Below are 25746 nucleotides of genomic sequence, written 5' to 3'. Positions count from 1 at the left end.
TAGGTTGCACAGTGATGGCCACGATCGACGACGTCCGTCACGACCTCGCCAGCCTCGCCGACCCGGATCGGGCCGAGGGAGTGAGCCGGTATCTGCAGATGGTTCCGGGCGGCTATGGCGAGGGCGACCGGGCCATCGGCGTCTCCGTGCCGGAACAGCGCAGGGTGGCCGGCCGGTACTGGCGCGACCTGTCCCTGACCGACACGGCGGTGCTGCTGACGAGCGGCGTGCACGAGGAGCGGCTGACGTCGCTCCTCATCCTGGTGCGCAAGTTCGCCAAGGGGGGCGAGGCCGAACGGGGCGAGATTTTCAGCATCGTCCTGGCCAACACCGACCGCATCAACAACTGGGACCTGGTGGACTCGTCCGCGCCGTACATCGTCGGCCCCTGGCTGAGTGACAAGGACCGGAGCGTACTGGATCGGCTGGCCGAGTCGAGCCTGGTGTGGGACCGGCGGATCGCCATCATGGCAACTCTCGCCTTCATCAGAGCCGGCGACTTCCACTGGACCTTCCGGCTCAGCGACCGGCTCCTGCGCGACCCGCACGACCTCGTCCACAAGGCGGTGGGCTGGATGCTGCGCGAGGTGGGCAACCGGGACCGGGCGGCGGAGGAGGAGTTCCTGGCCCGGCGTTACCGGGCCATGCCACGGGTCATGCTGCGGTACGCGATCGAAAAGTTCGAACCGCAGCGACGTAGGGAGTACCTGTCCGGCCTGGGGTAGCTGATCGATGCTCGAGCGGATCGGCCGGGCGGGTCGTTGCCGGACGTCGGTTCAGTGGCCGGGCCGGCGCGGGCGCAGGCCGTTGAGGGCGGTGGCGACGACGCGGTCGGCGTATTCGGCGGTGAGCGGGCCGCTGCGCTGCAACCACCGGTTGAGCACCGGCCCCCAGATCATCTCCACGGCCACGTCGAGGTCGAGGTCCTCGGCGAGTTGTCCGGCCTGCTGGGCGCTGCGCAGCCGTTGTCGCTTGAGTTCCTTCAACGGCCCGTCCAGCCGTGCGGCGTACGCGGCTGCCAGTTCGGGGTCGTGCGCGATCTCGGTGGCCAGCGCGCGCATCGGTTGGTCGTAGCGGGGGTCGGTCAACTCCGCGACCGTGGCGTGCAGCACCGCCGTCAGGTCGGCCTCCAGGTCGCCGGTGTCGGGCAGCGCCGCGGGTTCGCCGTCGTTGCCCTCACTGAGCATGAGGAAGGCGTCGAAGAGGATCGTGCCCTTGGACGGCCACCAGCGGTAGATGGTCTGCTTGCCGACGCCGGCCCGCGCGGCGATGCCCTCGATGCTGAGTTTGGCGTATCCCACCTCCTGCACCAGGTCGAACGCCGAGGTGAGGATGGCCCGCCGGGAGGTCTCCTTCCGGCGGGCCGCGTTGGCGGGGGCTTTGCGCTGCGTCGTCATGGGGCCAACGTACCGGAGGTGAGACGGACCGTCTCGTCTTGACCCGAAGATTCCGATCGCCTATTGTTCCAGGCAATAGCGAGACGGACCGTCTCGTCTCGTGCGAACTACGGAGGCCTCGTCCATGCGCACCTCATCCAGCCCTGCTCCGCGTACCTGGTTCATCAGCGGCGCCAGCCGCGGTCTGGGCCGCGCGTTCACCGTGGCCGCGCTCGAACGTGGTGACCGGGTGGTCGCCGCAGCCCGGACCATCGACCGGGACGACTTCGACAAGCGCCACGCTGACCGGCTGCTGACCCTGGCGCTCGACGTGACCGACCGGGCGGCGGTCTTCGCCGCCGTGGCCACCGCGGTGGAGCACTTCGGGCGGCTCGACATCGTCGTCAACAACGCCGGCGCCATGTCCATGGGCATGGTCGAAGAGTTCACCGAGGCTGAGGCGCGGGCCCAGTTCGAGGTCAACTTCTTCGGCGCGTTGTGGGTCTGCCAGGCCGTGCTGCCGCACCTACGCGCCCAACGGGCCGGCCACATCGTGCAGATCTCCAGCATCGCCGCTCTCGGCGGCTTCCCCAGCACCGGGATGTACAGCGCGAGCAAGTTCGCGCTGGAAGGCATGAGCGAGGCCCTGGCGCTGGAGGCGGCGGCCTTCGGCGTCACCGTCAGCATCGTGCAGCCCGGCGGCTATTGGACCGACCTGTACACCAGCATGACGTCCGCCAAGCCGCTGGCGGCGTACGGCCCGCTCCGCGCCGAACTGGAGCGGCAGTGGGCGGACGGCTCGATCGACAGTGAGCCCCGGCTGGCTGCCGAGGCACTGCTGAAGCTGGTCGACAGCGACGACCCGCCGCTGCGGCTCCTGCTCGGCAGCATGGTCTACGACCTGGCGTTCGACATCTCGCGCCGACGAATGGACACCTGGGCGGGCTGGGAGCAGGTCAGCCGGGCCGCAGAGCATGCTGTCCCGGCACCCGGGCCTGCGCACTGACTGGTTACGTGCCGGATCGCTGCGCCTCGGGGTGCTGGCCGGCGAACGCCCGGAGCAATGTCGCGATCGCGATCGTCAGGTCCGCTCGGTTCGCGGCTGTTCCAGGTGGTGGGGCGGTGCGGGCGCCCGCACCGATCAGACGGTCGAACAGCAGGCCGTCGATGCAGGCGACGAGGTGGTCGCCGGCCTGCGCCGGATTCCGGGCGCCGGCGGCCGCCAGCATCGCCCTCGATTGCGCGCGTGAGGCGTCGCCGTATTCCAGGATGGTCCGTAGCTCGGGATGGTGCGTGGCTTCGAGCAGGCAGGCGTAGCGGGCCAGCGTGCGATGGCGCGCGGTGCTCATCCACTGGTCGAGGAGGGCGGCGATGCCGGCGGCTGTCCGGTCGATGTCGGTCAACGTGACCGCCGCCGAGTCGGCCCCGGCCGGCAGTTCGCGGGCATCCAGGTCCGCCCGGTCGAGGTCGGCGAGCCGGCGTACGACCGCTTCGATGAGCGCCTTGCGGGTGCGGAAGTAGGCGGACGTGGTGCCCTGCGGCATTCCGGCCCGAGCATCGACGGCGCGGTGGGTGAGGCCGCGCATGCCGAGTTCGGCGAGCACGTCGATCGCGGCGTCGGTCAGGACCGCGAACCGGTCGGTCGTCATGGTGTTGCGTCTCCCTTCTACGGCTGTAGTATGATCTTCTACACCTGTAGAAAGACGGTGTGCGGATGGACCGGACGGCCGTGGTGATCGGTGCAGGTATCGGCGGGTTGAGCACGGCCGTGGGCCTGCTTCTCAAGGGCTGGCAGGTGACCGTGCTCGAGCGTGTCGCCACCTTCAGGCCGGTCGGGGCTGGCCTGGTGCTCCAGGCGAACGGGCTGCGCTGTCTCGACACCCTCGGTCTCGGCGCGGCCGTCCGGGATCTGGGGCGTGCCGGTATGTCCGGTGGCACCCGCCGGCCCGACGGCCGGTGGATTGCCCGCATCGGCGCTGACGAGATGGAGCACCTGCTCGGCACCGCAGCGGTCGGTGTCCACCGTGCCACCCTGCACGAGATCCTGCTCGGCGCCTTGCCGGAAGGCACCGTCGTGACCGGTGCCGAGGTCAGTGCCGTCACCGCCGACGGGGACGTCACGTATCGAAGCCGGGACGGACTCGTCCGGAAACGAGCCGATCTGGTGGTCGGGGCGGACGGGATCCACAGCACCGTGCGGAGACTGCTGTGGCCGGATGGCGCCGGCCCGGTGCGCGTCGGCGTGACCGCATGGCGCGGAGTGACGCCGACCTGGGACAGGGACCTCGTCGTCGCGATCACCTGGGACCGTGGCGCCGAGTTCGGGATGGTGCCGCTCGCCGACGGACGGGTGTACTGGTTCGCCGCCGTCAACACCGCGCCCACCCAGCCGGACGTCGACGAGGTGACCCAGGTGCAGGCCCGGTTCGGCAGTTGGCACGACCCGATCCCCGCCCTCATCGGCGCGACCGACACCGTCCTGCGCGACGAACTTGCCTGCCTCGACGAGCCGCTCCCCACCTACGTCAAGGGCCGGGTCGTCCTGCTCGGCGACGCCGCTCACGCCATGACACCCAACCTCGGCCAGGGTGCCAACCAGGCGCTCGAGGACGCCGTCGTCCTCGCCGCCGTCGCCGATCGGCCGGACGACCTGGTTACCTACGACCGGCAACGCCGCCCACGGAGCCAGCAGGTGGCGAAGGCGTCCCGCGCGATCGGCCGCTTCGGCCAGCAACTGCACACCCGGTCGCCGTGGCCGCCCGCAACATCATCATGCGCGTGACCCCGCCGCGGTTGGCTCTCCGCTCGATGGCCCGCTACGCCGACTGGCGCCCGCCGTCGATCGAGTAGGGACGGCTCCCCGCGGCGGCAGCCGTCGCGCGGGAACCCGGCTTCAGCTGACACCTCACCGCCGGTTCGCCTTGACTGCGCGGACTATGGCATTGCGCGCTTCCGCACGAGCGGCAGGTATACCTCGTCGACGATGGCGATGAGGACCTCGTCGGGTGCGGTGGGCACGCCTCGCGTGACGAACTCGTTCCGGAGCAGGACGATCGCCACGGTGGCGACCCGGGGGTGGAGGGATTCAGGGGAGGCTTCCCCGCGGGCGACGGCGCGTCCCAGGATCGCCAGCCACATGGCGGTCATGGCGTCGGTGGATTGCTCCGGTAGTTGCGCCGCGAGGTTCTGCGCGCTGCCGGCCGCCGCCAGCAGTTCCCGCAGGATGGCGCCGAGCGGCGAACTCCAGTGCTGATTGGCTCGGCGCAGCAGTTCCAGGGCATCCTCGCGCAGACTGCCGGTGTCGGGGGCTTGGATCGTCGTGGCCAACTGCTTGTAGGCGGCGATGCCGAGAGTGAGGCGGTCCGGCCAGCGGCGGTAGATCGCGTTCTTGTTGGTGCCTGCCCGCTTGGCGACCCGGTCCATGGACAGCCCCGCGTACCCGGACTCGGTGAGTTCATCGGCCGCGGCGCGCAGGATCGCCTCCTCCAGTGCCGCGCCCCGTCGTCGGGTCTGTCCAGCACGGGCCTGCGTCATCGGGTCGTCCGACATGCTCTTCCTTGCGCTCGGTACTGCTCGTTCCTTCCAAGCATCCACTTGACGTGCGACCTCCGTCAAAATACGGTACTACCAGTACCTTATTGAGACGCGGAAGGGACCCACGCGTGCGTGCCAGAGGCATCACCTACGACACCGGATTCGTCCGCCATGGCCTGAACTCCCGCCAGCGCTTCGAGCTGGAGCTGGTCGAACGCGAACTACACATCATCCGGGATGATCTGCACTGCACTGCCGTCCGCGTGACCGGCGGCGATCCCGAGCGGCTCGAGACCGCCGCGACGTTCGCCGTCGACCTGGGCCTGGAGGTCTGGTTCTCGCCGTATCCGCTGGAGATGACTGCCGACGAGATGCTGTCGCTGTTCGCCGACTGCGCCGAGCGGGCGGAGCGGCTGCGGCGGCGCGGCGGTGAGGTCGTGTTCGTCACCGGCGCCGAGCTGAGCCTGATGAACCCGGGATTCCTGCCCGGCGACACCACCGAGGAACGGATCGGGCTGCTGAGCCAGCCGCACCGCGTGCGCGACCTGATTGCCGAGGCCGGCGCCCGGGTCAACGACTTCCTCGGCAGAGCCGTAGCCCTGGTCCGCGAGCGGTTCGGTGGCAAACTCACCTACGCCTCGGTGCCAATCGACCGCGTCGACTGGACGCCCTTCGACATCGTGTCCATGGACGTCTACCGGTCGGCCGCGACCGCCGCGACGTTCGCCGAGATGTTCGCCGAGGGCATGCGCAGCCCGGCACTTCAAGGAAAGCCGGTCGCGATCACCGAATTCGGCTCAGCCACCTACCAGGGCGCGGGCGACCGGGGCGCGCAAGGACTGGAGATCGTCGAGTACGACCAGGACACCGGGCCGGTCCGACTCAACGGGAAGTACGTCCGCGACGAGGCCGGCCAGGCGGCCTACCTACGCGAACTGTTGGAGGTCTTCGACGCCGAGGGCGTCGACACCGCCTTCGTGTTCCTCTTCGCGCTCTACGACCACCCGCACCGCCCCGACGGCGATCCCCGCGACGACCTGGACCTGGCCAGCTACGGCATCGTCAAGGTCTTCGACGACCGCCACGGAGACACCTACCCCGACCTGCCGTGGGAGCCCAAAGCGGCGTTCACCACCATCGCCGAGCATTACGGAAGGCGATGAGAGCGTCGCGCTGCCGCAGGCGGTCGGCCGGCGTCTCGGCCGGCGTCGACATGGCGCTCACCATGGCCGGCCGGATCGCCGGCGACGGGGTCGCCCAGGCCCTCCAGCTCGGCATCGAGTACGACCCGCGGCCCCCGTACGCCGCCGGGTCGCCGAGGACCGCGCCGGCCCCCGTGGTCGCCGCGCTGCGGGCGAACCCCGCGCTGGTGCTCGGCTGAGATCTCCCACCGCGGGCGGCTCCCGGCGTGCCGGCCGGGAGCCGCCCGCACGACCGGGGCCGGTCAGTGCCGGGCCACGTAGACGGTGTTCGCGGACTCCCGGCGCTGCAGCGGGTTGGCGAAACGGACGACGTGCGCCACCGAGGTCGGAAACACCTCGGTGAGTACCCGCTGGAACGCCGGATCGGGCGGGTCGTTCGACCACAGCGCGAAGACCCCGTCGCGGTGCAGCAGCGCGGCGAGCCGGCGCAGCCCGTCCACCGTGTAGAAGCCGGCGTGGCTGGGGTGCAGCACCTGACGCGGCGAGTGGTCCACGTCGAGCAGCACCGCGTGGAACCGCCGGCCCGGCGACTCCGGGTCGAAGCCGGCGCCGCTGGCCACCGCCGCGAAGAAGTCCGCCCGGACGAACCGGGTACGCGGGTCGGCGGCCAGCCCGGCGGCGAACGGCAGCAGGTCCTGCCGATGCCAGTCGATCACGTCCTCGATCGCCTCGACCACCAGCAGCGACCGGACCCGCGGGTCCTCCAGCGCGGTCCGCGCGGTGTAGCCGAGCCCGAGGCCGCCCACCACCACGTCCAGGGCGTCCCCGGCCAGCGTGGCCAGCCCGAGCCGGGCGAGTTCGATCTCCGCGACCGGGAACAGGCTGGACATCAGGTACTCGTCGTCGAGCTTCACCTCGTACACGTCGACGTCGAGCGAGGGCTCGCGGCGCCGGCGCAGGCTCAACTCACCGATCGGCGTCTCCCGCCAGGCCAGTTCTTCGAATCGCGCGCCCACCGGGTGGTCCTCTCCGCCGGTTCCGTGAGGCGGATGTTACCGGCCCGTCCGGGCCCGGCCCGGCCGTCCGCCGCGCTCGGACCCCCTTTTTCCGCCGCCGGGGGCATCGCCCGGTCCACCCCGGGTACGCCCACGACGACTCCAGCTCGGCTGGCGGCCAGAACGCGGCCTCCGCACCGCCAGGCGGCGCTCCGGACCGGACACCGGTCTGCCGCCGCGCAGCGACCTGGAGCCGTCGGGATCAAGGACGGCTAAGGAAGGAGCCGAGCGTGGCGGACATGCTGGCCGGACGGCTGCACCTGACCGAGCGGGCACTGCGGATGGAGCAGGTCCCGGTGCCCGAGCCGGGACGCGGCGAGGTCCGGATCCGGGTCGCCGCCGCCGGGGTGTGCCTGTCGGACGTGCACCTGATCGACGGCACCCTCACCCCGCTGTACCTGCCCGGCGACGTGGTGACCCTCGGCCACGAGGTCGCGGGCACCGTGGACGCGCTCGGTGAGGGGGTGCGGGGCTGGGAGCCGGGCCAGCGGGTGCTGCTTCAGGCGGGGGAGCGGGACCGCTTCGACCTGGTGCTCACCCGCGGCGTGGACTACGACGGCGGCTGGGCCGAGTACGCCCTGGCCCGCGAGGGCACCCTGGTCCCCGTCCCGGACCTACTCCCGTTCGAGCAGGCCTGCATCATCCCGGACGCGGTCTCCACGCCCTGGGCCGCGATCACCGACACCGGGCGGGTCCGACCGGCGGAGGCGACCGCGGTGTGGGGCGTCGGTGGTCTCGGCGCGCACGCGGTGCAGCTGCTGCTGCTGGTGGGCGCGGCCCCGGTGATCGCCGTGGACCCGCTGCCGGCGGCCCGGGACCGGGCGCTGGCCCTCGGCGCGGACCTGGCCCTCGACCCGAAGGACGGCGGCTTCAAGGACGCCATGCTGGAGCTGGTCGGTAGCCGGGGGCTCGACGTCGCCTTCGACTTCGCCGGCGTCCCCGCGGTCCGCGAACAGGCCCTGACCGTGCTCGGCCGGCACGGGCGGCTCGTGCTCGCCGGCATCGCCAACCAGCCGGTCAGCATCCCGTCGGACAGCCGGTTCACCTACAACCGGCAGGCGGTGCTCGGCCACTACGGCTCCGAGGCCGAGCACGTCGGGCAGTTGGTGACGCTCACCGGGCTGGGTCGGCTCGACCTGTCCGCGTCGGTCAGCGACGTGCTGTCGCTGGCCGACGCGCCGGAGGCGGTGCGCCGGGTCCAGGAGAAGCAGGGCAACCCGATCCGCCTGATCCTGCGCCCGTGAACGCGGGAGACGCCGCCCTCACGCCGTCAACCGCAGGAGGAAGAGCCCGACCACGCCGGCGATCGCGAGCGCGCCGAGGGCGGCCGCGACACGGTTCGACCCGCGCGCGTACAGGGCGATCGCCGTGACGGTGGTGGCGCCCACGGCCACCGTGCCGGAGAGCAGAAGCATGACGTACGCGGCCAGCCCGGCCATGCCCTCGGGGCTGTTCCGCGCGCCCACGGCCATCCAGCCGCCGCAGGCGACGCCGATCAAGCCCAGCCCGGCGAACACGGCCGCCAGCAGCGCCACCGCGTCCACGACGAGACGTGGTCGCCGCCAGGACGCCGGTGGGCGTCGCTCGGCCGGGTCTCCGAGGGGGCACCGGTCGTGCCCGCTTCCGTCAGCGCCGGGCCGCCCGGCACGGGGCCGTCGGTCGTCTCAGCCTCGGCCGGGGCGCGGCCCGCCGGGCGGACCTGATCGGGTAGGGCGGGCCGGATCGGCGGCCGGTCGGCGTCCATGGCCCGACGCTAGCCTCCGGGCCGGCGGGGCGGATCAGGCGTCGGGTCGGGTCGCCACGACGACCGTGTCGAGGGCGTCGACGCTGCCGCCGTCGCGGGTGGGCACCGGACGGCGGGCGGTCTCGGCCCGCTGGATGCGCAGCCCGGCCAGCCCGTCGACCACCGCCTCCGGGGTGAGCAGGATGGCCGGGTCCTGCGGGCCGCCGGTGCCGCCGGTGAGGTTGGCTCGGTCATGGCCGATCACGACCAGGGTGCCGCCGGGGCGCAGCGACTGCCGCGCCGCGTCGAGCACCCGCGCCAGGTCCTCGGCGGGCAGGTGCAGGTAGCTGATCAGGACCAGGTCGTAGCTGCCCGGCACCGGCCGGTACGTGGTCACGTCCGCGACCCGCCACTCCACCGCTACGCCCCGGCGGGCGGCCAGCTCGCGACCCCGCTCGACGGCCACCGGCGAGAAGTCCACCGCCGTGATTCGCCAGCCGCGCTCGGCCAGCCAGGCCGCGTTGCGTCCCTCGCCGGCCGCCAGGTCGAGCGCGCTGCCGGGGGTGAACCCGTCGACCGCCTCGACGACGAACCGGTTGGGCTCAGCGCCCCACACCAGATCCGTACTGCTCGCGTAGCGCGCGTCCCAGCCGTTGCTGTCCACTGTGTTTCCTCCTTCGGCGGCGTCGCCCCGCCGCCACGGTGACCGTACCGGCCAGTGCGAGCGCCCCCAGCGCGGCCACCGCCAATCCCAGTCCGGCCGGAAGCTGCTGGGCGAGCACGAAGACGCCCATCACCACGACGAACCAGCCGAAGGCCCGGCGCAGCAGGTCGGCCGGGACGCGTCCGGCGAGCCGGCCGCCGAGGACGCTGCCGAGCACCGCGGCGACGGTCACCGTGACCGCCAGCCCCCAGTCGATGCGCACGCTGGACAGGTACCCGGCCAGGCCGGCGAAGGACTTCATGGCGATCACCACCAGCGAGGTGCCGACCGCCACCGGCATCGGCAGCCCACCGAGCAGGGCCAGGGCGGGCACCACCAGGAAGCCGCCGCCGGCGCCGACCAGGCCGGTGACCAGCCCGACCACGATCCCGTCGAGGACGACCCGGAGCACCGGCAGCTCGTGCGGCACCGGCCGCCCCGCGGTGGCGCGCCGGCCCCGGATCATCGCGACCGCGGTGGCCAGCATCATCAGCGCGAACCCGGTGAGCAGGAACGCCGACGGGACGAACGCGGCCAACCGGCCACCCGCGTAGGCGCCGGCCATCCCGGCGACACCGAAGACCAACCCGGTACGCCAGCGGACCCGTCCCGCCCGGGCGTGCGGCAGCAGGGCCACGGCGCTGGTGGCGCCGACCACGAGCAGGGAGGTGGCGATCGCCTCCTTCGCGGGCAGGCCGGCGACGTAGACCAGCAGCGGCACCGCGAGGATCGACCCGCCGCCACCCAGCAGGCCGAGGCTGACCCCGATCAGCACGGCGAGGCCGACGGTGAGGACGACGGTGCCGGTCATGGCCGGGTGTCGCGCAGGTGGCCGACGATGGTGTCCAGGTCGCAGCTCGCGCCCCGGTTGTACGGCAGCTTGCTCAGCAGCATGCCCATCGCGCAGGTGTTGGTCACCGCCGCGAAGGTCAGCCCGGCGCCGATGAACCCGGCGACCCACTTCAGACCCGGCGCCAGCACCGAGCCCAGGACGCTGAGCAGCACGATCGAGCCGGCGACGAGCCGGACCTGACGCTCCAGGTCCCAGCGCTGCCTGCCCTGCTTGATCGGAGCGTTCGTCGCCTGCCAGGCGAGCATGCCGCCGTCGAGGACCTTCAGGTTCGGCAGGCCGAGCTCGGCGAGCGCCTGGTGGGCCTGCCCGGCGCGGGCGCCGGAGCGGCAGATCAGCACGACTTCCTCGTCGAGGTGGTCGCGCAGCTCCGCCCGGTGTTCTTTAAGCAGGTCCAGCGGGACGTTGTAGGCGCCGGGGATGTGGGCGGTCTCGAACTCGGCCGGGGTGCGTACGTCGAGCAGGCGGGGAGACCGCCCGGAGTCGATCAGCTCGCGCAGCGCGGCGGCGTCCAGGGTGGCCGGGCGGGTGGTCTCGGAAGCGCTCATCTCTCCTCGTTCTGGGGCAAATCGCCATGGGTTGGCGGCAGGGTGGGGCACCGGCCGGCGCCAGGACGCGCCGGCCGGATTCGGGTCCGGCTCAGGCGTTGCCGGCCATGGCCACGCCGGCCGTGGCGGCCCGGTCGAACCTGTCGTCGATCACGACGACCTCGCGGCCGGCGTTCGCCAGCAGCGACGCCGCGGCGGTGGCGCGGTAGCCGGAGCCGCAGTGCACCCAGACGACGCCGGCCGGTACGTCGGTGAGCCGCCGGGGCAGGTCGGGCAGCGGGATGTGCACCGCGCCGTCGACGTGGCCGGCGCGCCACCCGTTGGTCATCCGCACGTCGAGGACCACGTCCGGCGCGGGCAGGCCGGCGGGCGTGTTGCCCGCGTGGGCCGCGGCCAACGCCGAGAAGTCGGCCATCCGCAGCTCCCGGAGCTGGTCGGGCGTGGCCGCCCACTGCTCGGCCGTGCCGGTGGCCTGGGCGGCGGGCCGGTCGATGCCGATCCGGACCAACTCGCGCTGGGCGTCGGCGACCTGCTCCGGCGTCTCCGCGAGCAGCGTGATCGGTACTCCCCAGTCGATCAGCCAGCCGAGCCAGGTCGACATCGGCCCGTCCAGCCCGAGGCTGACCGTGCCTGCCAGGTGCGAGGCGGCGTACGCCTTGCGGTGCCGCAGGTCCACCACCCACTGGCCGGCGGCGATCCGCTCGCGCAACTGCGCGGGGTCGGCCCGGGTCACCGGGGTGAGGTCCACCGGGACCGGCCCGGCCAGGTTGGCCACCCCCATGTGGGCGTAGTACGCCGGGTAGGCGTCGAGCCCGGCCAGGGTCTCGGTCACGAACTGGTCCGCGGCGAGTCGCAGCACCGGGTTCGCCTGCTTCTCCCGGCCGATGGTCGAGTCGGGGGCGTCGGCCTGGGCGGCCGAGCAGAAGCTGCCGAAGCCGTGCGTGGGCCACACCTGGGCGCCGTCGGGCAGCAGGTCGGCCAGCCGCTTCGCCGAGGCGTGCTGGTGCTGGGCCAGCTCGTGGGCGTGCTCCGGGCCGAGCAGGTCGGTGCGCCCGGTCGTGCCGAACAGCAGGGAACCACCGGTGAAGACCCCCGCCGGCTGCCAACCGTCGTCGGTGGCCTCGTCGAGGACGTACGACAGGTGGTGGAAGGTGTGACCCGGGGTGGCCACCACCCGGAGGCGCAGGGCGTCCGAGATGGGCACCACGTCGCCGTCGGAGACCGGCATCCGGTCGAAGCCGACCTCGTCGGCCGCGGCCACCAGATAGCGGGCGCCGGTCAACCGGGCCAGTTCGAGCCCGCCGGAGACGTAGTCGTTGTGGATGTGCGTCTCGATCACGTGGGTGATCCGCACCCCCTTCGCCCCGGCCAGGTAAAGGACCCGGTCGATGTCCCGTTGCGGGTCGACCACGATCGCGACCCGTCCATGGGAGGCCAGGTAGCTGCGGTCGCCGAGCGAGGACGTCGCCACGACGGACACCTCGACTGCCATTTGCCGTTCTCCTTCCCCATCCTCCCATATACCCCGGGGGGTATCTGGAAGGCAGACTTCGGCCCGGGTTACGGGCGCGATTACCCGCCCACGCCGCGCTCAGGCGGCGTGGGCGTCGAATTCTTGGTCAGGCCAGGGCGAGGAAGAGCTTCTCCAGCTCCTCCTCGGTCATCTCCGGCTGCTCGCCCCGGTCGCCGGCGGTGCCGCAGTGCCGCATCCCGGAGGCGATGATCTTGAAGCCGGCCCGGTCGATCGCCTTGGACACGGCGGCGAGCTGGGTCAACGCGGCCCGGCAGTCCTCGCCGTTCTCCATCATCTCGATGACGGCGTTGAGCTGGCCCCGGGCCCGCTTGAGCCGGGTCAGCGCCTCGCTGGTCATCTCAGGCTGAAGCTTCATTGCGTTACCTCCCGTACCCCAGCATACCCCCGGGGGTACCCGTCCGCCACTGATCGGGGTCTCGGCCAGATCCGCACCGGCTCGCCCTCGGGCCGGCCCGACCGCGAGCCGCTGACACGCAGGGTCAACGAGAGATCGACACAGCGCTTATCCTGTGGCCCCGACGATCCACCGGAAGGGACCCGATGCCGTCGCGGCAGGACCAGCTCCACTCGTACCAGTTCACCGTCCAGCGGGCGGTCGCCGCGCTGGTGATGCGGGAGACCGACCCGGCGCAGTCGCCGTTCCGGCGGTTGGCCGGCGCCGGCCTGGCCAGCGTGCTGGTCGCCGTGATCGCGCTCGGCGGCGTCGCCCTGTACGGCCTCTTCGCCGGCGGCGGCAGTTCCTGGCGCGACCCGACCGCGGTGATCGTGGAGAAGGAGTCCGGCGCACGGTTCGTCTATCGCGAGGAGAAGCTCCACCCGGTGCTCAACTACGCCTCCGCGCTGCTGATCATCGGCGCGGAGCGGCCGAAGACCGTGCTGGTCACCCGCCGCACCATCGACGGGGTGCCGCGCGGCCTGCCGCTCGGCATCGCCGACGCCCCGGACTCGCTGCCCGCCCCGGGGCGGCTCGTCACCGGAGCGTGGACCGTCTGCTCGGTCAGCGCGACCCAGGCGGGGCGTACCGGGGCGCGGTCGGCGCTGCTGGTCGGGCGGGACGCCACCGGCGGCCGGCCCCTCGGCGAGCAGGGGCTGCTGCTGCGCCACCCGGACGGCACCCTGCACCTGCTCTGGCACGACCGGCGCTACCTGCTCCGCGACACCGACCGGGTGCTGGCCGCGCTGGCCGCGACCCGGGAACGGGCCGTGCCGGTGGCCCCGGCGCTGCTGCACGCCGTGCCGGCCGGCGCCGACCTGGCCCCGCCCCCGGTACCCGGCCTCGGTGCGCCCTCCGACCGGGTCGCCGGCGCCACCGTCGGCGACGTCTACCTGGTCCGCAACTCGGGCGGCGGCCGGCAGTACGCGGTGGCCGAGCGGGACGGGCTGGCCGGGGTCACCGAACTCCAGGCCGCCCTGCTGCTCGCCCGCACCGGTCAGGGCGACCCGAAGCCGATCACTCTCGGCCGCTTCGCCGCCCTGCCCAAGCTCCGCGACCGGGTGCCCGCCGGGCCCACCGCCCCGCCGGCCGTGCCGCCCCGGCTGGCCACCGTCGACGGCGGGGCGCTCTGCGCCCGGGTCGGCGACGACACCGGCGTACGCGACGTCCGGGTGGGCGCCACCCCGCCGGACCTCTCCGCCGCCCCGGGTACGCCGACCGGGCGTGGCGGCCTCGTCGACCAGCTGGTGGTCGAACCGGGGCGGGGTGCCGTGGTCGAGTCCGTCGCCGCGCCCGGTGCCACCGGCGGCGCGGTCAACGTGGTCACCGACCTCGGCCGGCGGTACGCGCTCACCGGCGCGGACGTGCTCGGCATGCTCGGCTACGCGGGCGTCCGCCCGGTCCGGCTGCCCGCCAGCCTGGTCAGCCTGGTCCCAGCCGGCAGCCCGCTCGACCCGGCCGCCGCCCGCACGGTCGCCGCCCCGGCCTGACGATCAGCCCGACCGGCCGCCGCCAAGATCCACACCGGCTCGGTGAACTTGCGGCATCAGGGCAGGCCGGAAGCCGCAAGCTCGCCGAAGTCGCGTCGCTCTCGCGAGTCGCGCATGCCGTGGCGAGGTCGGCCGCCGTGGGTCAGGCGGCCGGTTTGCGTAGGACGGCGACCGCGAAGTCGGCGTCCTCCTGCCACCGGCGCAGGTCCCAAGTGGCGAAGCGGTGCTCCAGCCGGAGCCCGGCCGCCACCGCGTCGTCGTCGAAGTCGGCGAGCGGGTAGCCGCGGTCCGTGCCGAAGCCGACCACCACGAGTCCGTCCGGGTGGACGTGCGCCGCGATCCGGCTCAGCACCGCGCGCTCGGTGCCGGGCGCGACGAACGTCATCACGTTGCCGGCACACAGGGCGGCGTCGAACGGCTCCGGCTCGCCCTGCGCGGCCAGGTCCAGCTCGGCGAGGTCGCCGACCAGCCAGCGCGGCCCAGGGTAGTCGGCCTGGGCCGCCTCGATCAGGGCCGGGTCGGCGTCCACCCCGACGACGCGGTGGCCGCGGGCGGCGAGTGCGGCGCCGACCCGGCCGGTGCCGCTGCCGGCGTCCAGGATGCGGGCGTGCGGCGGGACCAGTGCGTCCAGCAGCCGCGCCTCACCGGCCAGGTCCGCCCCTTCGGCCGCGAGCCGGCGGAACCGGTCGATGTACCACTGCGAGTGTCCGGGCTGGGTGTCGGTCACCCAGCGGGTCGGCTTGCCCATGCCGCCACGGTAACTGATCTCGTGAGCGGCCTCGGCAGGGCACAGGTTCACCGAGAGCGTGGCCACTATCGCCCGGCTGACCAGCGCTTTCCGGGAACAGGCCGAGAATCGGATGATCCGGGCGGGAAGGGTGGTGCCGCCAGGCGCGGGGGTGAAATCCGGGCGCCTGGCGGCGGGGCGGTCAGCCCTTCTCGGCGCCGCTGGTGAGCCCCTCGGTGAGCAGCCGCTCGCTGGCGAAGAAGAGCACCACGATGGGCAGGGTGAGGATCACCGACCCGGCCATCAGCACGGTCTTGGGGACCTCGACCCCGTCGGAGAGCAGCGACAGGCCGAGCGACACGGTCCACCGGTTCGGCCGGTCGATGAGGAACAGCAGCGCGAACAGGAACTCGTTCCAGGCGATCATGAAGTCGTACAGGGCGACCGCCATGACCGACGGCGCGGCCAGGGGGAGGCTGACCCGGCGGATGACGCCGAGCCGACCGGCGCCGTCGATCGCGGCGGACTCCTCCAGGCTGACCGGGATCGTCTCGAAGTAGTTCTTCAGCATGTAGACCGAGACCGGCAGCGTCTGGGACAGGTAGACCAGCACCAGCCCGACCAGCGACCCGCGCAGCCCGGCCCGGGTGAAGACCACGAACAGCGGGATCGCGATGACGATCGACGGGAACAGGTACACCGCGAGGAACAGCGCGTGGACCTGCCGCCGGCCGAAGAACCGCAGCCGGGACACCGCGTACGCGCCGGGGATGGCGACCAGCAGGGTGAGCGCCGTGGCGGCCAGCGCGACGAGTCCGCTGTTGCGGATGAAGGTGAGGAAGCCCTGCCCGCCGTCCTCGGTGGCCTTGAGCACCTCGACGTACGTGGCGACGGTCAGCTCGCCGGCCGGCACCAGCAGCGAGCCCGGGTCGAGCAGCAGCCGCTCGATGGGGCGTACCGAGAGCACCAGCATGTACCAGAACGGCAGCAGGGTGACCAGCAGAAAGCCGGCGATCACCAGCCGGCGCAGCCAGCGCAGGCTGACCGTCTCGATCCGGTCCCGGTCCATCACGCCTCCCCTCGCCGGGCGAAGAAGCGCAGGTAGATCGCGACGAAGACGATCAGCACCACGGCCAGCACGACCGCCTGCGCCGCCGCGGCGCCGATGTCGGTACGCGCGGTGAGGAACTGGTAGACCCGGACGCTGACCACCTCGGTGCCGGCCGAGCCGCCGGTGAGCAGGTAGACGTCGTCGAACTTGTTGAACGTCATGATGAACCGCAGCACCCCCAGCAGCGCGATCACCGGCATCAGCTGCGGCAGCAGGATGTGCCGGAACCGTTGGGTCGGGGTGGCCCCGTCGACCCGGGCCGCCTCCTCCAGCTCACCGGGTACGGCCTGCAGCCGGGCCAGCAGGAACAGGAAGGCGAACGGGAAGTACCGCCACGCCTCGAACGCGATGACCGTCCAGAGCGCGGTGGAGTCCTGGGAGAGGAACGGGATCGGCGTGTCCCAGCCGAGGAACCGCCGTCCCCAGTCGTTGACGATGCCGAGCTGCGGGTCGAGCATCACCTGCCAGACGAAGGTCATCGCGACCACCGGCGCCACGTACGGCAGCAGCATGGACGCCCGGACCACGGTGCGGCCCCGGAAGGGGCGGCGGACCACCAGCGCCGCGACGAGCCCGACCAGGATCGACCCGGCGGTGCCGCCGACGCTGTAGACCAGCGTGGTCCAGAGCGTCCCGGCGAAGCCGGGGGTGTGCAGCACCCGGTCGAAGTTGTCCAGCGTCAGCTCGCCGAACAGGCCGGTCTTGCGCAGGGTGGCCAGGCGTACCCGCTGGAAGGCCAGGACGATCGTCCAGACGATGGGGATGCCGATCACCGCCACCACGACGAGCAGCGTCGGGGTGACCAGCGCGAGCCCGGCCCGGGACTCGCGGTGGCGCAGGGTGAGCGGGCGTCGGCCGGGGCGGGGCCGCTCCCGGGTGGGGGAGCGGCCGGCCTGCGGTGCGGTGGCGGTCAATTGACGCCCGCCTTGATCGCCTCGACGTCCTTCTTCGCCCGCCTGGCGGCACCGACCGGGTCGGACTTCCCGGCGATCACGTCGGCGAGGGCCTTCGGCACGGGCAGCTCACCGAGGATCGCCCCGACCAGCTTGCCCTGGCCCTGGGTGAGCCCCCAGCGCTCGAAGGTGTCCGGGCTGCGGCGCAGGGTGGCCAGCACGTCCTCGCCGTACACCTGCGCCAGTGGCCGCTTGGTGTCCACCCCGGCCTGGCTGGTGTTCCAGGCGGTGAGGAACTTCTCCTTGTCGTCGCCGGTGCCCTTGCGGACGGGGAAACGGCCCTCGGGGGACATCCCGAACCAGCGCGGGTAGCCGTCGGAGAGCATGAACTCCACGAAGGACTTCGCGGGGTTGGCCGCGCCGTCGAGCACGGCCCACGAGCTGATCTCGCCGTACTGGGCCGGCTCCGTGCCGTTCGGGCCCTTGATCGCGGTGACGAAGCCGCTGTTCTTCGCCAGGAACGCCCGGTCCCGCTGGCACTGCGGGCAGGTCGGCTTGGCGTCGTTGCGCAGCCCTGCCAGCTCGTCGAGGATGAACGGCGACCAGATCAGCATGGCCGCCTTGCCGGCGAAGTAGGTGGCCCGGGTGGTGTCCACGTCCTGCGCGCCCTTGACCGAGTGGTCGCGCATCAGCTCGCCGTAGAAGCGGAACGCCTCGACGCATTCCGGGGAGTCCAACTGCACCGCGCCCGAGTCGTCGGTGAGCTGGCAGTTGTTGGCCAGGGCCAGGTGCTCGAAGGTCTGCTGGGTGAACACGTCACCGGGGGCGGTGGCCGCGGTGATGCCGGCGACGCCGCCGGTGTCCAGCTTCGCCGCCGCGGCGGCGATCTTCTCGTACGTGTCGGGGGCAGGCAGGCCGGCGGCGGCGAACAGGTCCTTGCGGTAGATCAGCAGTTGCCCCCACCCGTCGCTGGGGACGGCGAGCTGTGTGCCGTCCTCGGCGGTCAGCTCCAGTGCCCGCGGGGAGAAGGTGTCCCGACCCAGCTTGTCGACGATCGCCGTGTTGGCGTCCGGCTGCAGCAGCTCGTTGCCGGCGAGGGTCCGGACGCCGGCCAGCGGGAGCGACCCGACCACGTCGGGCAGGTCGCCGGCGGCGGCGCTGGAGGCGATGAGGGAGGGGAACTGGTCCTCGTTGACGGTGACCAGGTCCACCTTGACCCCGGTCTTCGCGGTGTAGTCGGCGATGATCGCCTTGGTCGCGTTGACCCGGTCGGCCACGTCCTCCAGGCTCCACACAGTGAGCCGGGAACTGTCGTCTTTCTGCTGGTCGTCGCTGCAGGCCAGCAGCCCGGTCCCGGCAAGTGCCAGGATCAGACTGGTGGCGAGCAGCCGCCTCGAGGGTGATGACATCGTGGCACTCCTCTCAAAAGAGCACGGCGTGCCTTCAATACCCATCGATTGATCAATCGAACCACATATGCCGATTTTTTCGGTTAGAATCGTGGTCGGCACTTCCCTCGGAGCGACGCCATGGCCAATTGGGTTGTCTCTCTGGCCGGGCCCCGACGCGTCAGCCTGGAGCCCTGCCCCCCGGACCCGCTCGGCCCCGGCCAGGTCCGCGTCCGCACCCGCTACTCCGGCATCTCCGCCGGCACCGAGCTGACCCTCTACCGGGGCAGCAACCCCCGGCTCAGCAAGGACTGGGACGACGCCACCCGCATGTTCGTGCCCCGGCAGGCCGCGCCCGCGTACCCGGTGGTCGGCTTCGGCTACGAGGAGGTCGGCGAGGTGGTCGAGGTGGCCCCGGACGTCGCCGACCGCCGGCCCGGCCAGCTCGTCTGGGGCATCTGGGGGCACCGGGCCGAGGCCGTGCTGGCCGCCGCCACGGTCACCCCGCTCGCCCCCGGCCTCGACCCGCTCGCCGCCGTCTTCGCCCGCCCGGGCGCCATCGCGCTGACCGCCGTGCTCGCCGGCGACCTGCACCTCGGCGACTGGGTCGGCGTCTTCGGGCAGGGAGTGATCGGGCTGCTCGGCACCCGGCTCGCCGTCCTGTCCGGGGCCCGGGTCGTCGCGGTCGACCGGGTGCCGGTCCGGCTGGCGCACGCCACCGCGTTCGGCGCCCGCCGGGCGGTCGACGTCGCCATCGACTCGGCCGCCGCCGTGCTGCACGCGGCCACCGACGGCCGCGGCGCGGACGTCTGCCTCGAGCTGTCCGGGTCGTACCCGGCGCTGCACGAGGCCATCCGCGCCACCACCCACGCCGGCCGTGTCGTGGCCGCCGGCTTCTACCAGGGGTACGCCCACGGGCTGGGGCTCGGCGAGGAGTTCCACCACAACCGGATCCAGCTGGTGGCGGCCCAGGTCTCCGGGCCCACCCCGGCGCCCGGCACGGCCGGCCGGTGGACCGGGCCCAGGATCGCCGACACCTTCATGGACCTGGTGGCCGAGGGCAGCGTCGACCCGCTGCCGCTGGTGAGCCACGTCGTCGACGCGGGCGCGGTGGCCGACGCGCTGGCGTTGCTCGACCGCGGTGACGATGCCGTCCTCCAAGTCGTGCTGAGGTTCTGATGGCCATTCCACTCGCCTGCCAGGAGCAGCTGCTCCCCGGCGCCAGCCTGTCCGACAAGTACGCCCTCGCCGTCTCGCTCGGCTACCAGGGCATCGAGCTGCGCGGCCGCGGCGAGCTGGCGTTCGCCCGGCGGCTGCCCGAGCTGCGCCGGGCCCGCGCCGACGGCGTGGTGCTGCCCACCGTCTGCGTCGAGATGGACCACTTCATCGGTGACTTCGACCCGGAGCGGGCCGGGGACGCGGTGCGCAACCTCCGCTCCCAGCTCTCGGTGATCGCCGAGATCGGCGGGATCGGCGCGATGACCCCCGCGGCCTGGGGGATGTTCTCCCGCCGGCTGCCGCCGTTCGAGCCGCCCCGCTCGCCCGACGGCGATCGGCAGGTGCTCGTCGACGCCCTGGGCGAGCTGGGCGAGCACGCCCGCGCCGAGGGGGTCACCCTCTTCCTGGAACCCCTCAACCGGTACGAGGACCACATGGTCAACCGCCTCGACGAGGCGGTCGCCCTGTGCCGGGCGGTCGGCCTGCCCTCGGTGCGCGTGGTCGCCGACACGTTCCACATGAACATCGAGGAGGACGACGTGCCCGCGGCGCTGCGCGCGGCCGCGCCATACCTGGGGCACGTGCAGGTCAGCGACTCCAACCGGTACCAGCCCGGCGCCGGCCACCTGGACTGGCCGGCGCTGCTGCGTACCCTCGACGACCTCGGCTACGCCGGCTGGCTGGCCGTCGAGTGCCGGCTGCGCGGCGAGCCCGTCGCCGCCCTGCGCCAGGCGGCCGCCGTGCTCGCCCAGGCCCGCCCCCGGCAGGCAGCCGCATGAGCGAGCGGAGTGAGCGAATCATCGGGCGCAGTGCGGGGGAGTCTCATGGGGCTGCCGAGCGGAGCGAGGTGGCCGCATGAGCGAGCGGAGTGAGCGAATCATCGGGCACAGTGCGGGGGAGTCTCATGGGGCTGCCGAGCGGAACGAGGTGGCCGCATGAGCGAGCGCAGTGAGCGAATCATCGGGCACAGTGCCGGGGAGCCTCATGGGGCTGCCGAGCGGAGCGAGGTGGCCGCATGAGTGCCGGCACACCTGCCGAGTTGCGTGCGGGGGATCCGTCGGCTCGGGTGGCCGGTGCGGAACGCGCCGCCGCGCTGCGCCGGCTGGCGATCACCACCCTCGACGCCAACTGGGAACACGACCACACGGTGCCGTCGCGCACCCTCTACCCGCACCAGTGGAGCTGGGACTCGGCGTTCATCGCGGTCGGGTTGGCCCACTTCCGCCCGGACCGGGCCTGGCGGGAGCTGCGCACCCTGTTCGCCGCGCAGTGGGCCGACGGGCGGGTGCCGCACATCGTGTTCAACCCCGCGCTGCGGGCCGGCTCGTACTTCCCCGGACCGGAGTTCTGGGACTCGACCCGCGTCGACGGCGCCCCCGCCGCGGCCACCTCCGGGATCGTCCAACCGCCGGTGCACGCCCCGGCCGCCTGGCTGGTGCACCGCCGTGCCCCCTCCGAGGCGTCGGTGCGGGCGCTGCGTGAGCTCTACCCGCGGCTGGTCGCCCAGCAGCGCTACCTGACCGGGCGGCGCGACGTCGGTGGCGCCGGGCTGGCCGCAGTGGTCCACCCGTGGGAGTCCGGGCTGGACAACAGTCCCGCCTGGGACGCCCCGCTGGCCGTGGTGCCCGCCGAGGCCGACATCATGCGGGCGTACCGCCGGCACGACACCGCGCACGCCGACGCGGCGCACCGCCCCACGGACCTCGACTATGCGCGCTACGTGGCGCTCGTCGACGCCTACCGGGCGGGCCGCTACCGGGACGACGGGCTGCTCGGCCGGCACCCGTTCCTGGTGGAGTGCCCGCTGGTCAACGCGGCGCTCGGGCTGGCCGAGCACGCGCTGGCCCGGATCGCCACCGTGGTCGGTGCCGACCCGGGGCCGCACCGGGAACGGGCGGCCCGGATCACCGAGGCCCTGGTCGACCGGCTGTACGACCCGGCCACCGGCACCTTCCATCCGCGCGACGTACGCGCCGACCGGCTCATCCCGGCCCGCACGGTGCTCGGGCTGATGCCACTCGTCCTGCCCGACCTGCCGGCCCGCCAGGTGCAGGCGGTGCTCGCCGAGGCGGGCTCGCCCCGGTTCGGCCTCGCCGCCCGGATGGATCGCCCGCTGCCCACCTACGACCGCACCGCGCCGGACTTCGAGCCGCTGCGCTACTGGCGTGGCCCGAGCTGGCTGAACACCAGCTGGCTGCTGTGGCGCGGGCTGCTCACCCACCACCGCCCCGACCTGGCCGCCGGGCTGCGCGAGTCGATGCTGGCGCTGGTCGCCCGCAGCGGCTGCCACGAGTACTTCCACCCGGACACCGGGGCGGGGCTGGGCTCGCCGGCGTTCAGCTGGACCGCCGCCCTGCTGCTGGACGCCCTCGCCGAGGGGTGAGCCGCCCCGCTGGTATCCGGCGGCTCATGGCGGACGGACGGGTCCGGGCCATGCGGCCCCGGGGACGCCGACCGGGTGCTGGCCGGCGTGAACGACGGCGTACCCGCCGAGCGGAACCCGCCGCCTCATCCGGCCGGCACGGCCTCCGGCGATCGTGACGCCGGCCCGGCCGGGTCCTCCGTCGCCTCGCGCGGTGGCGGCGGCGCGGCCTTCTCGTCCTGGGGCGGCTCCGCCGTCAGCAGTTCGGCCGGCACCGGCTCGACCTCCACGCGGCAGTCGTGGAAGGTCGGCGCGCCGCCCAGGTCGGCGTCGCGGACCGCGGTGACCGCGTTGACGGTGGCCCGTCCCGGGCTCAGCCGCGCCCAGTACGCCTTGTAGGTGAACGCCAGCCCGGGCCGCGTCGCGTCGTCCACGGCGACCGCCGCCAGGAACGCCCCGCGGTCGTTGTGCACCCGCACCGCGTCCCCGTCGGCGAGGCCGCGCGCCGCCGCGTCGTCGGGGTGCAGGTGCACCCGGGGCGGCCCGGTCCGCCGGGCGTGCCAGGGCAGCGAGGCGAAGGTGGAGTTCATCAGGTACCGGCCGGCCGGGGCGATGAGCACCAGCGGGAACCGGCCGGCCAGCGCCGGGTCGGCGGCCTCGATCGGCGGGGTGTAGCCGACGACCGGATCCACCCCGTGCCGGGCCAGCGCCGGGTCGTGCAGCCGGGCCCGCCCGTCCGGGGTGGGGAAGCCGCCGTCGGCGTACGGGGCGGATCCGACCGCCACCCCGCTGGTCCGGGCGTACGTCCGCGCGCGCAGCTCCTCGAAGCTGACCGGCGTGCCGTGCAGGAGCTGCCGGGCCAGGTCCTCGTCGCTGTCCCGCAGCCGGGGATGGTCGATCCCGAGCGCGGCAGCGATCCGGCGGAAGATCTCGGTGTTCGGCAGCGCCTCGCCGGGCGCCCGGGTCGCCGGCAGGTTGAGCGTCGTGTAGTGGTGCCCGTAGGAGGAGTGCAGGTCGAGGTGCTCGGGCTGCATGGTGGCCGGCAGCACCACGTCGGCGAAGTCGCAGGTGTCCGTCCAGCGTTGCTCCAGCACGACGGTGCACAGGTCGGCGCGGCGCAGGCCGGCGAGCAGCCGGTTCTGGTCGGGGGCGGTGGCGGCCGGGTTGGCGTTGAACACCACCAGGGACGTCACCGGCGGGTCGGCCTCGCCGGTGAGCACGGTGGCGAGCCGGCTCATGTTCACCGACCGGGCCCGCGGGGCGGGCATGTCCGGCGGCCGGATCACCGGTCCCTCGTCGATCGGGTGGTGTCCGCTGGTCGAGACGAGCGCGCCCCCGCCCGGATACCGGAAGTCGCCGGTGACCAGCGGCAGCGCGCAGATCGCCCGGATCGCCTGGCCCGCGCCGTGGTGCCGTTGCAGGCCCAGCCCGACCCGGACGGCGGTCGGCCGGGTGGTGGCGATCCGCTCGCCGAGGCGGCGTACCACCTCGACCGGCAGGCCGCACTCGGCGGCCGCCCGCTCCACCGGCCACTCGCCGAGCCGGGCCGCCAGCTCCGGCCAGCCGACGGTGTGCGCCGCCAGCCACTGCTGATCCGCCGCGCCGGCGTCGAGGACGTGCCGCATCAGCCCCAACGCCAGGGCCGCGTCGGTGCCGGGCAGCGGCGCGACGTGCTCGTCGCTGCGTGCCGCGGTGTCGGTGCGCAGCGGGTCGACGGTCACCAGGTGTGCGCCGCGCTCCCGGGCCTGCTGCACGAACGGCCACAGGTGCAGGTTGGTGGCGAGCGGGTTGGCGCCCCAGAGCACGATCAGCCGGGCGTCCACGATGGATTCCGGCTCGAAGCCGACCGAGCCGCCGTAGATCGAGCCTTGCGCGGCCCGCGCGGCGCCGGTGCAGATGGTGGTGTCCAGCCGCGACGCGCCCAGGTACGCGAAGAGCCGGGGACCCATCGTCCAGCCCTGCACATGTCCCATGGTGCCGGCGAAGTAGTAGGGCAGGACCGATTCCGGGCCGTCCCGGTCGATGCTGGCGCGCAGCCCGGCGGCCACCCGCTCGACCGCCTCGTCCCAGCTCGCCGGGCGGTAGGCGACCCGCCCGACGCCCTTCGGCCCGGTCCGGACGTACGGGGTGGTCAGCCGGTCGGGCCCGTTGACCGCGTCGAGGTAGCGGTTGACCTTGCCGCAGAGGGCGCCCCGGGTGAACGGGTGGTCGCGGTCGCCGCGCAGCGCGACGGCCCGGCCGTCCTCGACGGTGAGCTGCCAGACGCAGGTGTCCGGGCAGTCCAGCGGGCAGGCGCCGGGGTGGGTGGTGCGGGCCATGCGGGCAGCCTACTCAGCGGGTCCGATAACCTCGTGCGGCAGCCGAGCCGGGAGAGTGCCGTGCGTGAGATCGACAAGGTGGCCTGGATCCGGATCGAGGACGGCCGCGTGCTCTGCGCCCGGTCCCGGGGGAAGGACGTCTGGTACCTGCCGGGCGGGAAGCGGGAGCCGGGCGAGACCGACCTGGCGACCCTGGCCCGGGAGATCGCCGAGGAGTTGGGTGTCGCGATCGTGCCGGAGTCGGCCGTGCCGGCCGGCACGTTCACCGCGCAGGCGCACGGGCGCGCCGCCGGGACGCTGGTGCGGATGACCTGTTACGCCGCCGACTACCGGGGCACGCTGCGGCCGGCGAGCGAGATCGAGGAGCTGGCCTGGCTCGGCTACGCCGACCGGCACCGGGTCTCCCCGGCCAACCAGCTCGTCTTCGAGCACCTGCGGTCGACCGGCGCGCTGCGCTGACCCCTGGGCCGGGCGGTCATCGGCGCGGCCGTCCGCCGTTTGCCCCGCCGGGTCGCGGGTACCCACCGGCGGCTCCAGGTCGTCGCCGGTCGTCAGCCGGTTGAACTGGGGTCGTCGGCAACCCGGCAGCGGGCCGGCGACGACAGGAGGGCGGCGTGCGGTTTCCCCGATTCGTCGAGGCGGTGTCCAGCCGCGCCGAGCTGCCCACCGAGCAGGCGGCCACGATCTCCCGGGCGGTGCTGCAGACCCTCGCCGAGCGGGTGACCGGCAACGAGTCGGCGGAGTTGGCCGCGCAGTTGCCGGACGAGCTGGGCAGTTATCTCTCCGCGCCGGTCGGGCCCGCCGGGGGCGGGGGAGCGGTCGCCTTCGTGCAGCGGGTGGCCGAGCGGGCCGAGGTGGACCCCGCGGTCGCCGAGGTGGGCACCCGGGCGGTGCTCATCACGTTGCGCGAGGCGGTGACGGTCGGCGAGTTCCAGGATCTGCTGGCGCAGCTGCCGAGGGGTTTCGACGTCATGGTGGACCCGATCCCGCGTCCGCCGTACGATATGTGAGGACGCTCCCCAGTAGACCGGGTTGAGCTCCGGCAATTGCACCGCTTGACCGAAGATTCCACGGTTCGGAAGTACTTTCACCGGAAAATAACTTGCGAGTAGCTCTCTACGCTGAAAATCGTCTTCGCGCTAGAGGGATGATCGGACGAATTCTGCCGTCCGAGGTTCCAGCCCCCCGTCCCCCCTTCGGCTCGACCTTCATCGATCCGCTTCCCATCGAGAGATTGAGTTTTATTCTGCATCCATTGTGAAGTCCTGGGGGGGATCATGATCACAAGCGTGGAATCCTGCGCGCCTGCCATCTGTGGGGAAACGTCAACCCCCTGACATG

At 73.0% G+C, this 25746-nt stretch carries 27 protein-coding genes; 12 read left to right on the top strand and 15 right to left on the bottom strand.

Annotated elements, in window-relative coordinates:
- Nucleotides 1-14 precede the first annotated feature (14 nt).
- Nucleotides 15-725 carry a DNA alkylation repair protein gene (locus tag ACFYML_RS14110; RefSeq protein ID WP_387420973.1) on the top strand — a complete coding sequence of 237 codons (711 nt, stop codon included), beginning with the start codon at nt 15-17 and terminating at the stop codon, nt 723-725.
- Nucleotides 726-776: 51 nt separating this feature from the next.
- On the opposite strand, the gene ACFYML_RS14105 is transcribed toward ACFYML_RS14110, so the two are convergent.
- On the bottom strand, nt 777-1397 hold the full coding sequence (locus ACFYML_RS14105; protein WP_387420972.1) for a TetR/AcrR family transcriptional regulator: 621 nt from the start codon (nt 1395-1397) through the stop codon (nt 777-779).
- Nucleotides 1398-1521: 124 nt separating this feature from the next.
- Between ACFYML_RS14105 and ACFYML_RS14100 the strand changes: the two genes are divergently transcribed.
- Nucleotides 1522-2382 carry an SDR family oxidoreductase gene (locus ACFYML_RS14100; RefSeq protein ID WP_387420971.1) on the top strand — a complete coding sequence of 287 codons (861 nt, stop codon included), beginning with the start codon at nt 1522-1524 and terminating at the stop codon, nt 2380-2382.
- Between the two features lie 4 nt (nt 2383-2386).
- Here the strand turns inward: ACFYML_RS14100 and ACFYML_RS14095 are convergent, their stop codons facing one another.
- Nucleotides 2387-3025: a TetR/AcrR family transcriptional regulator gene (locus tag ACFYML_RS14095; protein ID WP_387420970.1), complete on the bottom strand. Its 639-nt coding sequence runs from the start codon at nt 3023-3025 to the stop codon at nt 2387-2389.
- Between the two features lie 65 nt (nt 3026-3090).
- Here ACFYML_RS14095 and ACFYML_RS14090 point away from each other — a divergent pair, with 65 nt between their 5' ends.
- Nucleotides 3091-4158 carry an FAD-dependent monooxygenase gene (locus ACFYML_RS14090; protein WP_387420969.1) on the top strand — a complete coding sequence of 356 codons (1068 nt, stop codon included), beginning with the start codon at nt 3091-3093 and terminating at the stop codon, nt 4156-4158.
- A gap of 152 nt (nt 4159-4310) precedes the next feature.
- Here the strand turns inward: ACFYML_RS14090 and ACFYML_RS14085 are convergent, their stop codons facing one another.
- Nucleotides 4311-4925 carry a TetR/AcrR family transcriptional regulator gene (locus ACFYML_RS14085; protein WP_387420968.1) on the bottom strand — a complete coding sequence of 205 codons (615 nt, stop codon included), beginning with the start codon at nt 4923-4925 and terminating at the stop codon, nt 4311-4313.
- 113 nt (nt 4926-5038) lie between these two features.
- On the opposite strand from ACFYML_RS14085, the gene ACFYML_RS14080 reads away from it, so the two are divergent.
- A complete protein-coding gene (locus ACFYML_RS14080) occupies nt 5039-6073 on the top strand; it encodes a hypothetical protein (protein WP_387420967.1) in 1035 nt (344 codons plus the stop codon).
- Nucleotides 6070-6291, top strand: coding sequence for a hypothetical protein (locus ACFYML_RS14075; protein WP_387420966.1), 222 nt, complete (start codon nt 6070-6072; stop codon nt 6289-6291). The genes ACFYML_RS14080 and ACFYML_RS14075 overlap by 4 nt, the downstream gene beginning before the upstream one ends.
- A 63-nt stretch (nt 6292-6354) precedes the next feature.
- Here ACFYML_RS14075 and ACFYML_RS14070 read toward each other — a convergent pair whose 3' ends face one another.
- Nucleotides 6355-7068 (bottom strand): spermidine synthase, encoded by a 714-nt coding sequence (locus ACFYML_RS14070; RefSeq protein WP_387420965.1) that lies wholly within the window; start codon nt 7066-7068, stop codon nt 6355-6357.
- A gap of 278 nt (nt 7069-7346) precedes the next feature.
- On the opposite strand from ACFYML_RS14070, the gene ACFYML_RS14065 reads away from it, so the two are divergent.
- A complete protein-coding gene (locus ACFYML_RS14065) occupies nt 7347-8351 on the top strand; it encodes a zinc-binding dehydrogenase (protein WP_387421060.1) in 1005 nt (334 codons plus the stop codon).
- Nucleotides 8352-8369: 18 nt separating this feature from the next.
- Here ACFYML_RS14065 and ACFYML_RS14060 read toward each other — a convergent pair whose 3' ends face one another.
- The 6 genes from ACFYML_RS14060 to ACFYML_RS14035 all read right to left on the bottom strand — a co-directional run bounded on the left by ACFYML_RS14060 (nt 8370) and on the right by ACFYML_RS14035 (nt 12820).
- Nucleotides 8370-8651 carry a hypothetical protein gene (locus tag ACFYML_RS14060; RefSeq protein WP_387420964.1) on the bottom strand — a complete coding sequence of 94 codons (282 nt, stop codon included), beginning with the start codon at nt 8649-8651 and terminating at the stop codon, nt 8370-8372.
- A 234-nt stretch (nt 8652-8885) separates the two neighbouring features.
- On the bottom strand, nt 8886-9494 hold the full coding sequence (locus ACFYML_RS14055; protein WP_387420963.1) for a class I SAM-dependent methyltransferase: 609 nt from the start codon (nt 9492-9494) through the stop codon (nt 8886-8888).
- Nucleotides 9433-10344, bottom strand: a complete 912-nt coding sequence (locus ACFYML_RS14050) for a sulfite exporter TauE/SafE family protein (protein ID WP_387420962.1) — start codon at nt 10342-10344, stop codon at nt 9433-9435. Before ACFYML_RS14050 ends, ACFYML_RS14055 begins: the two co-directional genes overlap by 62 nt.
- Nucleotides 10341-10931 carry a rhodanese-like domain-containing protein gene (locus ACFYML_RS14045; protein WP_387420961.1) on the bottom strand — a complete coding sequence of 197 codons (591 nt, stop codon included), beginning with the start codon at nt 10929-10931 and terminating at the stop codon, nt 10341-10343. The genes ACFYML_RS14050 and ACFYML_RS14045 overlap by 4 nt, the downstream gene beginning before the upstream one ends.
- Before the next feature lie 91 nt (nt 10932-11022).
- Nucleotides 11023-12423 (bottom strand): rhodanese-like domain-containing protein, encoded by a 1401-nt coding sequence (locus ACFYML_RS14040; protein ID WP_387420960.1) that lies wholly within the window; start codon nt 12421-12423, stop codon nt 11023-11025.
- Nucleotides 12424-12550: 127 nt separating this feature from the next.
- Complete coding sequence (locus ACFYML_RS14035) at nt 12551-12820, bottom strand: metal-sensitive transcriptional regulator (protein ID WP_387420959.1); 270 nt, start codon at nt 12818-12820, stop codon at nt 12551-12553.
- A 185-nt stretch (nt 12821-13005) separates the two neighbouring features.
- Between ACFYML_RS14035 and eccB the strand changes: the two genes are divergently transcribed.
- Nucleotides 13006-14388, top strand: a complete 1383-nt coding sequence (eccB, locus tag ACFYML_RS14030; RefSeq protein WP_387420958.1) for a type VII secretion protein EccB — start codon at nt 13006-13008, stop codon at nt 14386-14388.
- A gap of 142 nt (nt 14389-14530) precedes the next feature.
- On the opposite strand, the gene ACFYML_RS14025 is transcribed toward eccB, so the two are convergent.
- The 4 genes from ACFYML_RS14025 to ACFYML_RS14010 form a co-directional block, all read right to left on the bottom strand.
- Nucleotides 14531-15136 carry a class I SAM-dependent methyltransferase gene (locus tag ACFYML_RS14025; RefSeq protein ID WP_387420957.1) on the bottom strand — a complete coding sequence of 202 codons (606 nt, stop codon included), beginning with the start codon at nt 15134-15136 and terminating at the stop codon, nt 14531-14533.
- A gap of 181 nt (nt 15137-15317) precedes the next feature.
- On the bottom strand, nt 15318-16184 hold the full coding sequence (locus ACFYML_RS14020; protein ID WP_387420956.1) for a carbohydrate ABC transporter permease: 867 nt from the start codon (nt 16182-16184) through the stop codon (nt 15318-15320).
- Nucleotides 16184-17140 (bottom strand): carbohydrate ABC transporter permease, encoded by a 957-nt coding sequence (locus tag ACFYML_RS14015; RefSeq protein ID WP_387420955.1) that lies wholly within the window; start codon nt 17138-17140, stop codon nt 16184-16186. Before ACFYML_RS14015 ends, ACFYML_RS14020 begins: the two co-directional genes overlap by 1 nt.
- Nucleotides 17137-18528: an ABC transporter substrate-binding protein gene (locus ACFYML_RS14010; protein ID WP_387420954.1), complete on the bottom strand. Its 1392-nt coding sequence runs from the start codon at nt 18526-18528 to the stop codon at nt 17137-17139. Before ACFYML_RS14010 ends, ACFYML_RS14015 begins: the two co-directional genes overlap by 4 nt.
- A 120-nt stretch (nt 18529-18648) precedes the next feature.
- Here ACFYML_RS14010 and ACFYML_RS14005 point away from each other — a divergent pair, with 120 nt between their 5' ends.
- The 3 genes from ACFYML_RS14005 to ACFYML_RS13995 all read left to right on the top strand — a co-directional run bounded on the left by ACFYML_RS14005 (nt 18649) and on the right by ACFYML_RS13995 (nt 22108).
- Nucleotides 18649-19686, top strand: coding sequence for a zinc-binding alcohol dehydrogenase (locus ACFYML_RS14005; protein WP_387420953.1), 1038 nt, complete (start codon nt 18649-18651; stop codon nt 19684-19686).
- Nucleotides 19686-20504, top strand: a complete 819-nt coding sequence (locus tag ACFYML_RS14000) for a sugar phosphate isomerase/epimerase family protein (RefSeq protein ID WP_387281342.1) — start codon at nt 19686-19688, stop codon at nt 20502-20504. Before ACFYML_RS14005 ends, ACFYML_RS14000 begins: the two co-directional genes overlap by 1 nt.
- Nucleotides 20505-20740: 236 nt before the next feature.
- Entirely contained in the window at nt 20741-22108 is a 1368-nt protein-coding gene (locus tag ACFYML_RS13995; RefSeq protein WP_387420952.1) for a hypothetical protein, read from the top strand.
- Nucleotides 22109-22233: 125 nt separating this feature from the next.
- On the opposite strand, the gene ACFYML_RS13990 is transcribed toward ACFYML_RS13995, so the two are convergent.
- Nucleotides 22234-24405: a molybdopterin-dependent oxidoreductase gene (locus ACFYML_RS13990; RefSeq protein ID WP_387420951.1), complete on the bottom strand. Its 2172-nt coding sequence runs from the start codon at nt 24403-24405 to the stop codon at nt 22234-22236.
- Between the two features lie 60 nt (nt 24406-24465).
- Between ACFYML_RS13990 and ACFYML_RS13985 the strand changes: the two genes are divergently transcribed.
- Nucleotides 24466-24864 (top strand): NUDIX domain-containing protein, encoded by a 399-nt coding sequence (locus ACFYML_RS13985; protein WP_387420950.1) that lies wholly within the window; start codon nt 24466-24468, stop codon nt 24862-24864.
- A 155-nt stretch (nt 24865-25019) separates the two neighbouring features.
- Entirely contained in the window at nt 25020-25415 is a 396-nt protein-coding gene (locus tag ACFYML_RS13980; RefSeq protein WP_387420949.1) for a DUF2267 domain-containing protein, read from the top strand.
- Nucleotides 25416-25746 lie beyond the last annotated feature (331 nt).

The sequence above is a fragment of the Micromonospora sp. NPDC007230 genome, assembly GCF_042869115.1.
In the GTDB taxonomy this organism is placed as follows: domain Bacteria; phylum Actinomycetota; class Actinomycetes; order Mycobacteriales; family Micromonosporaceae; genus Micromonospora.
Note: the sequence above shows the minus strand (reverse complement) of the source record. Positions and strands in the feature narration are given on the sequence as shown.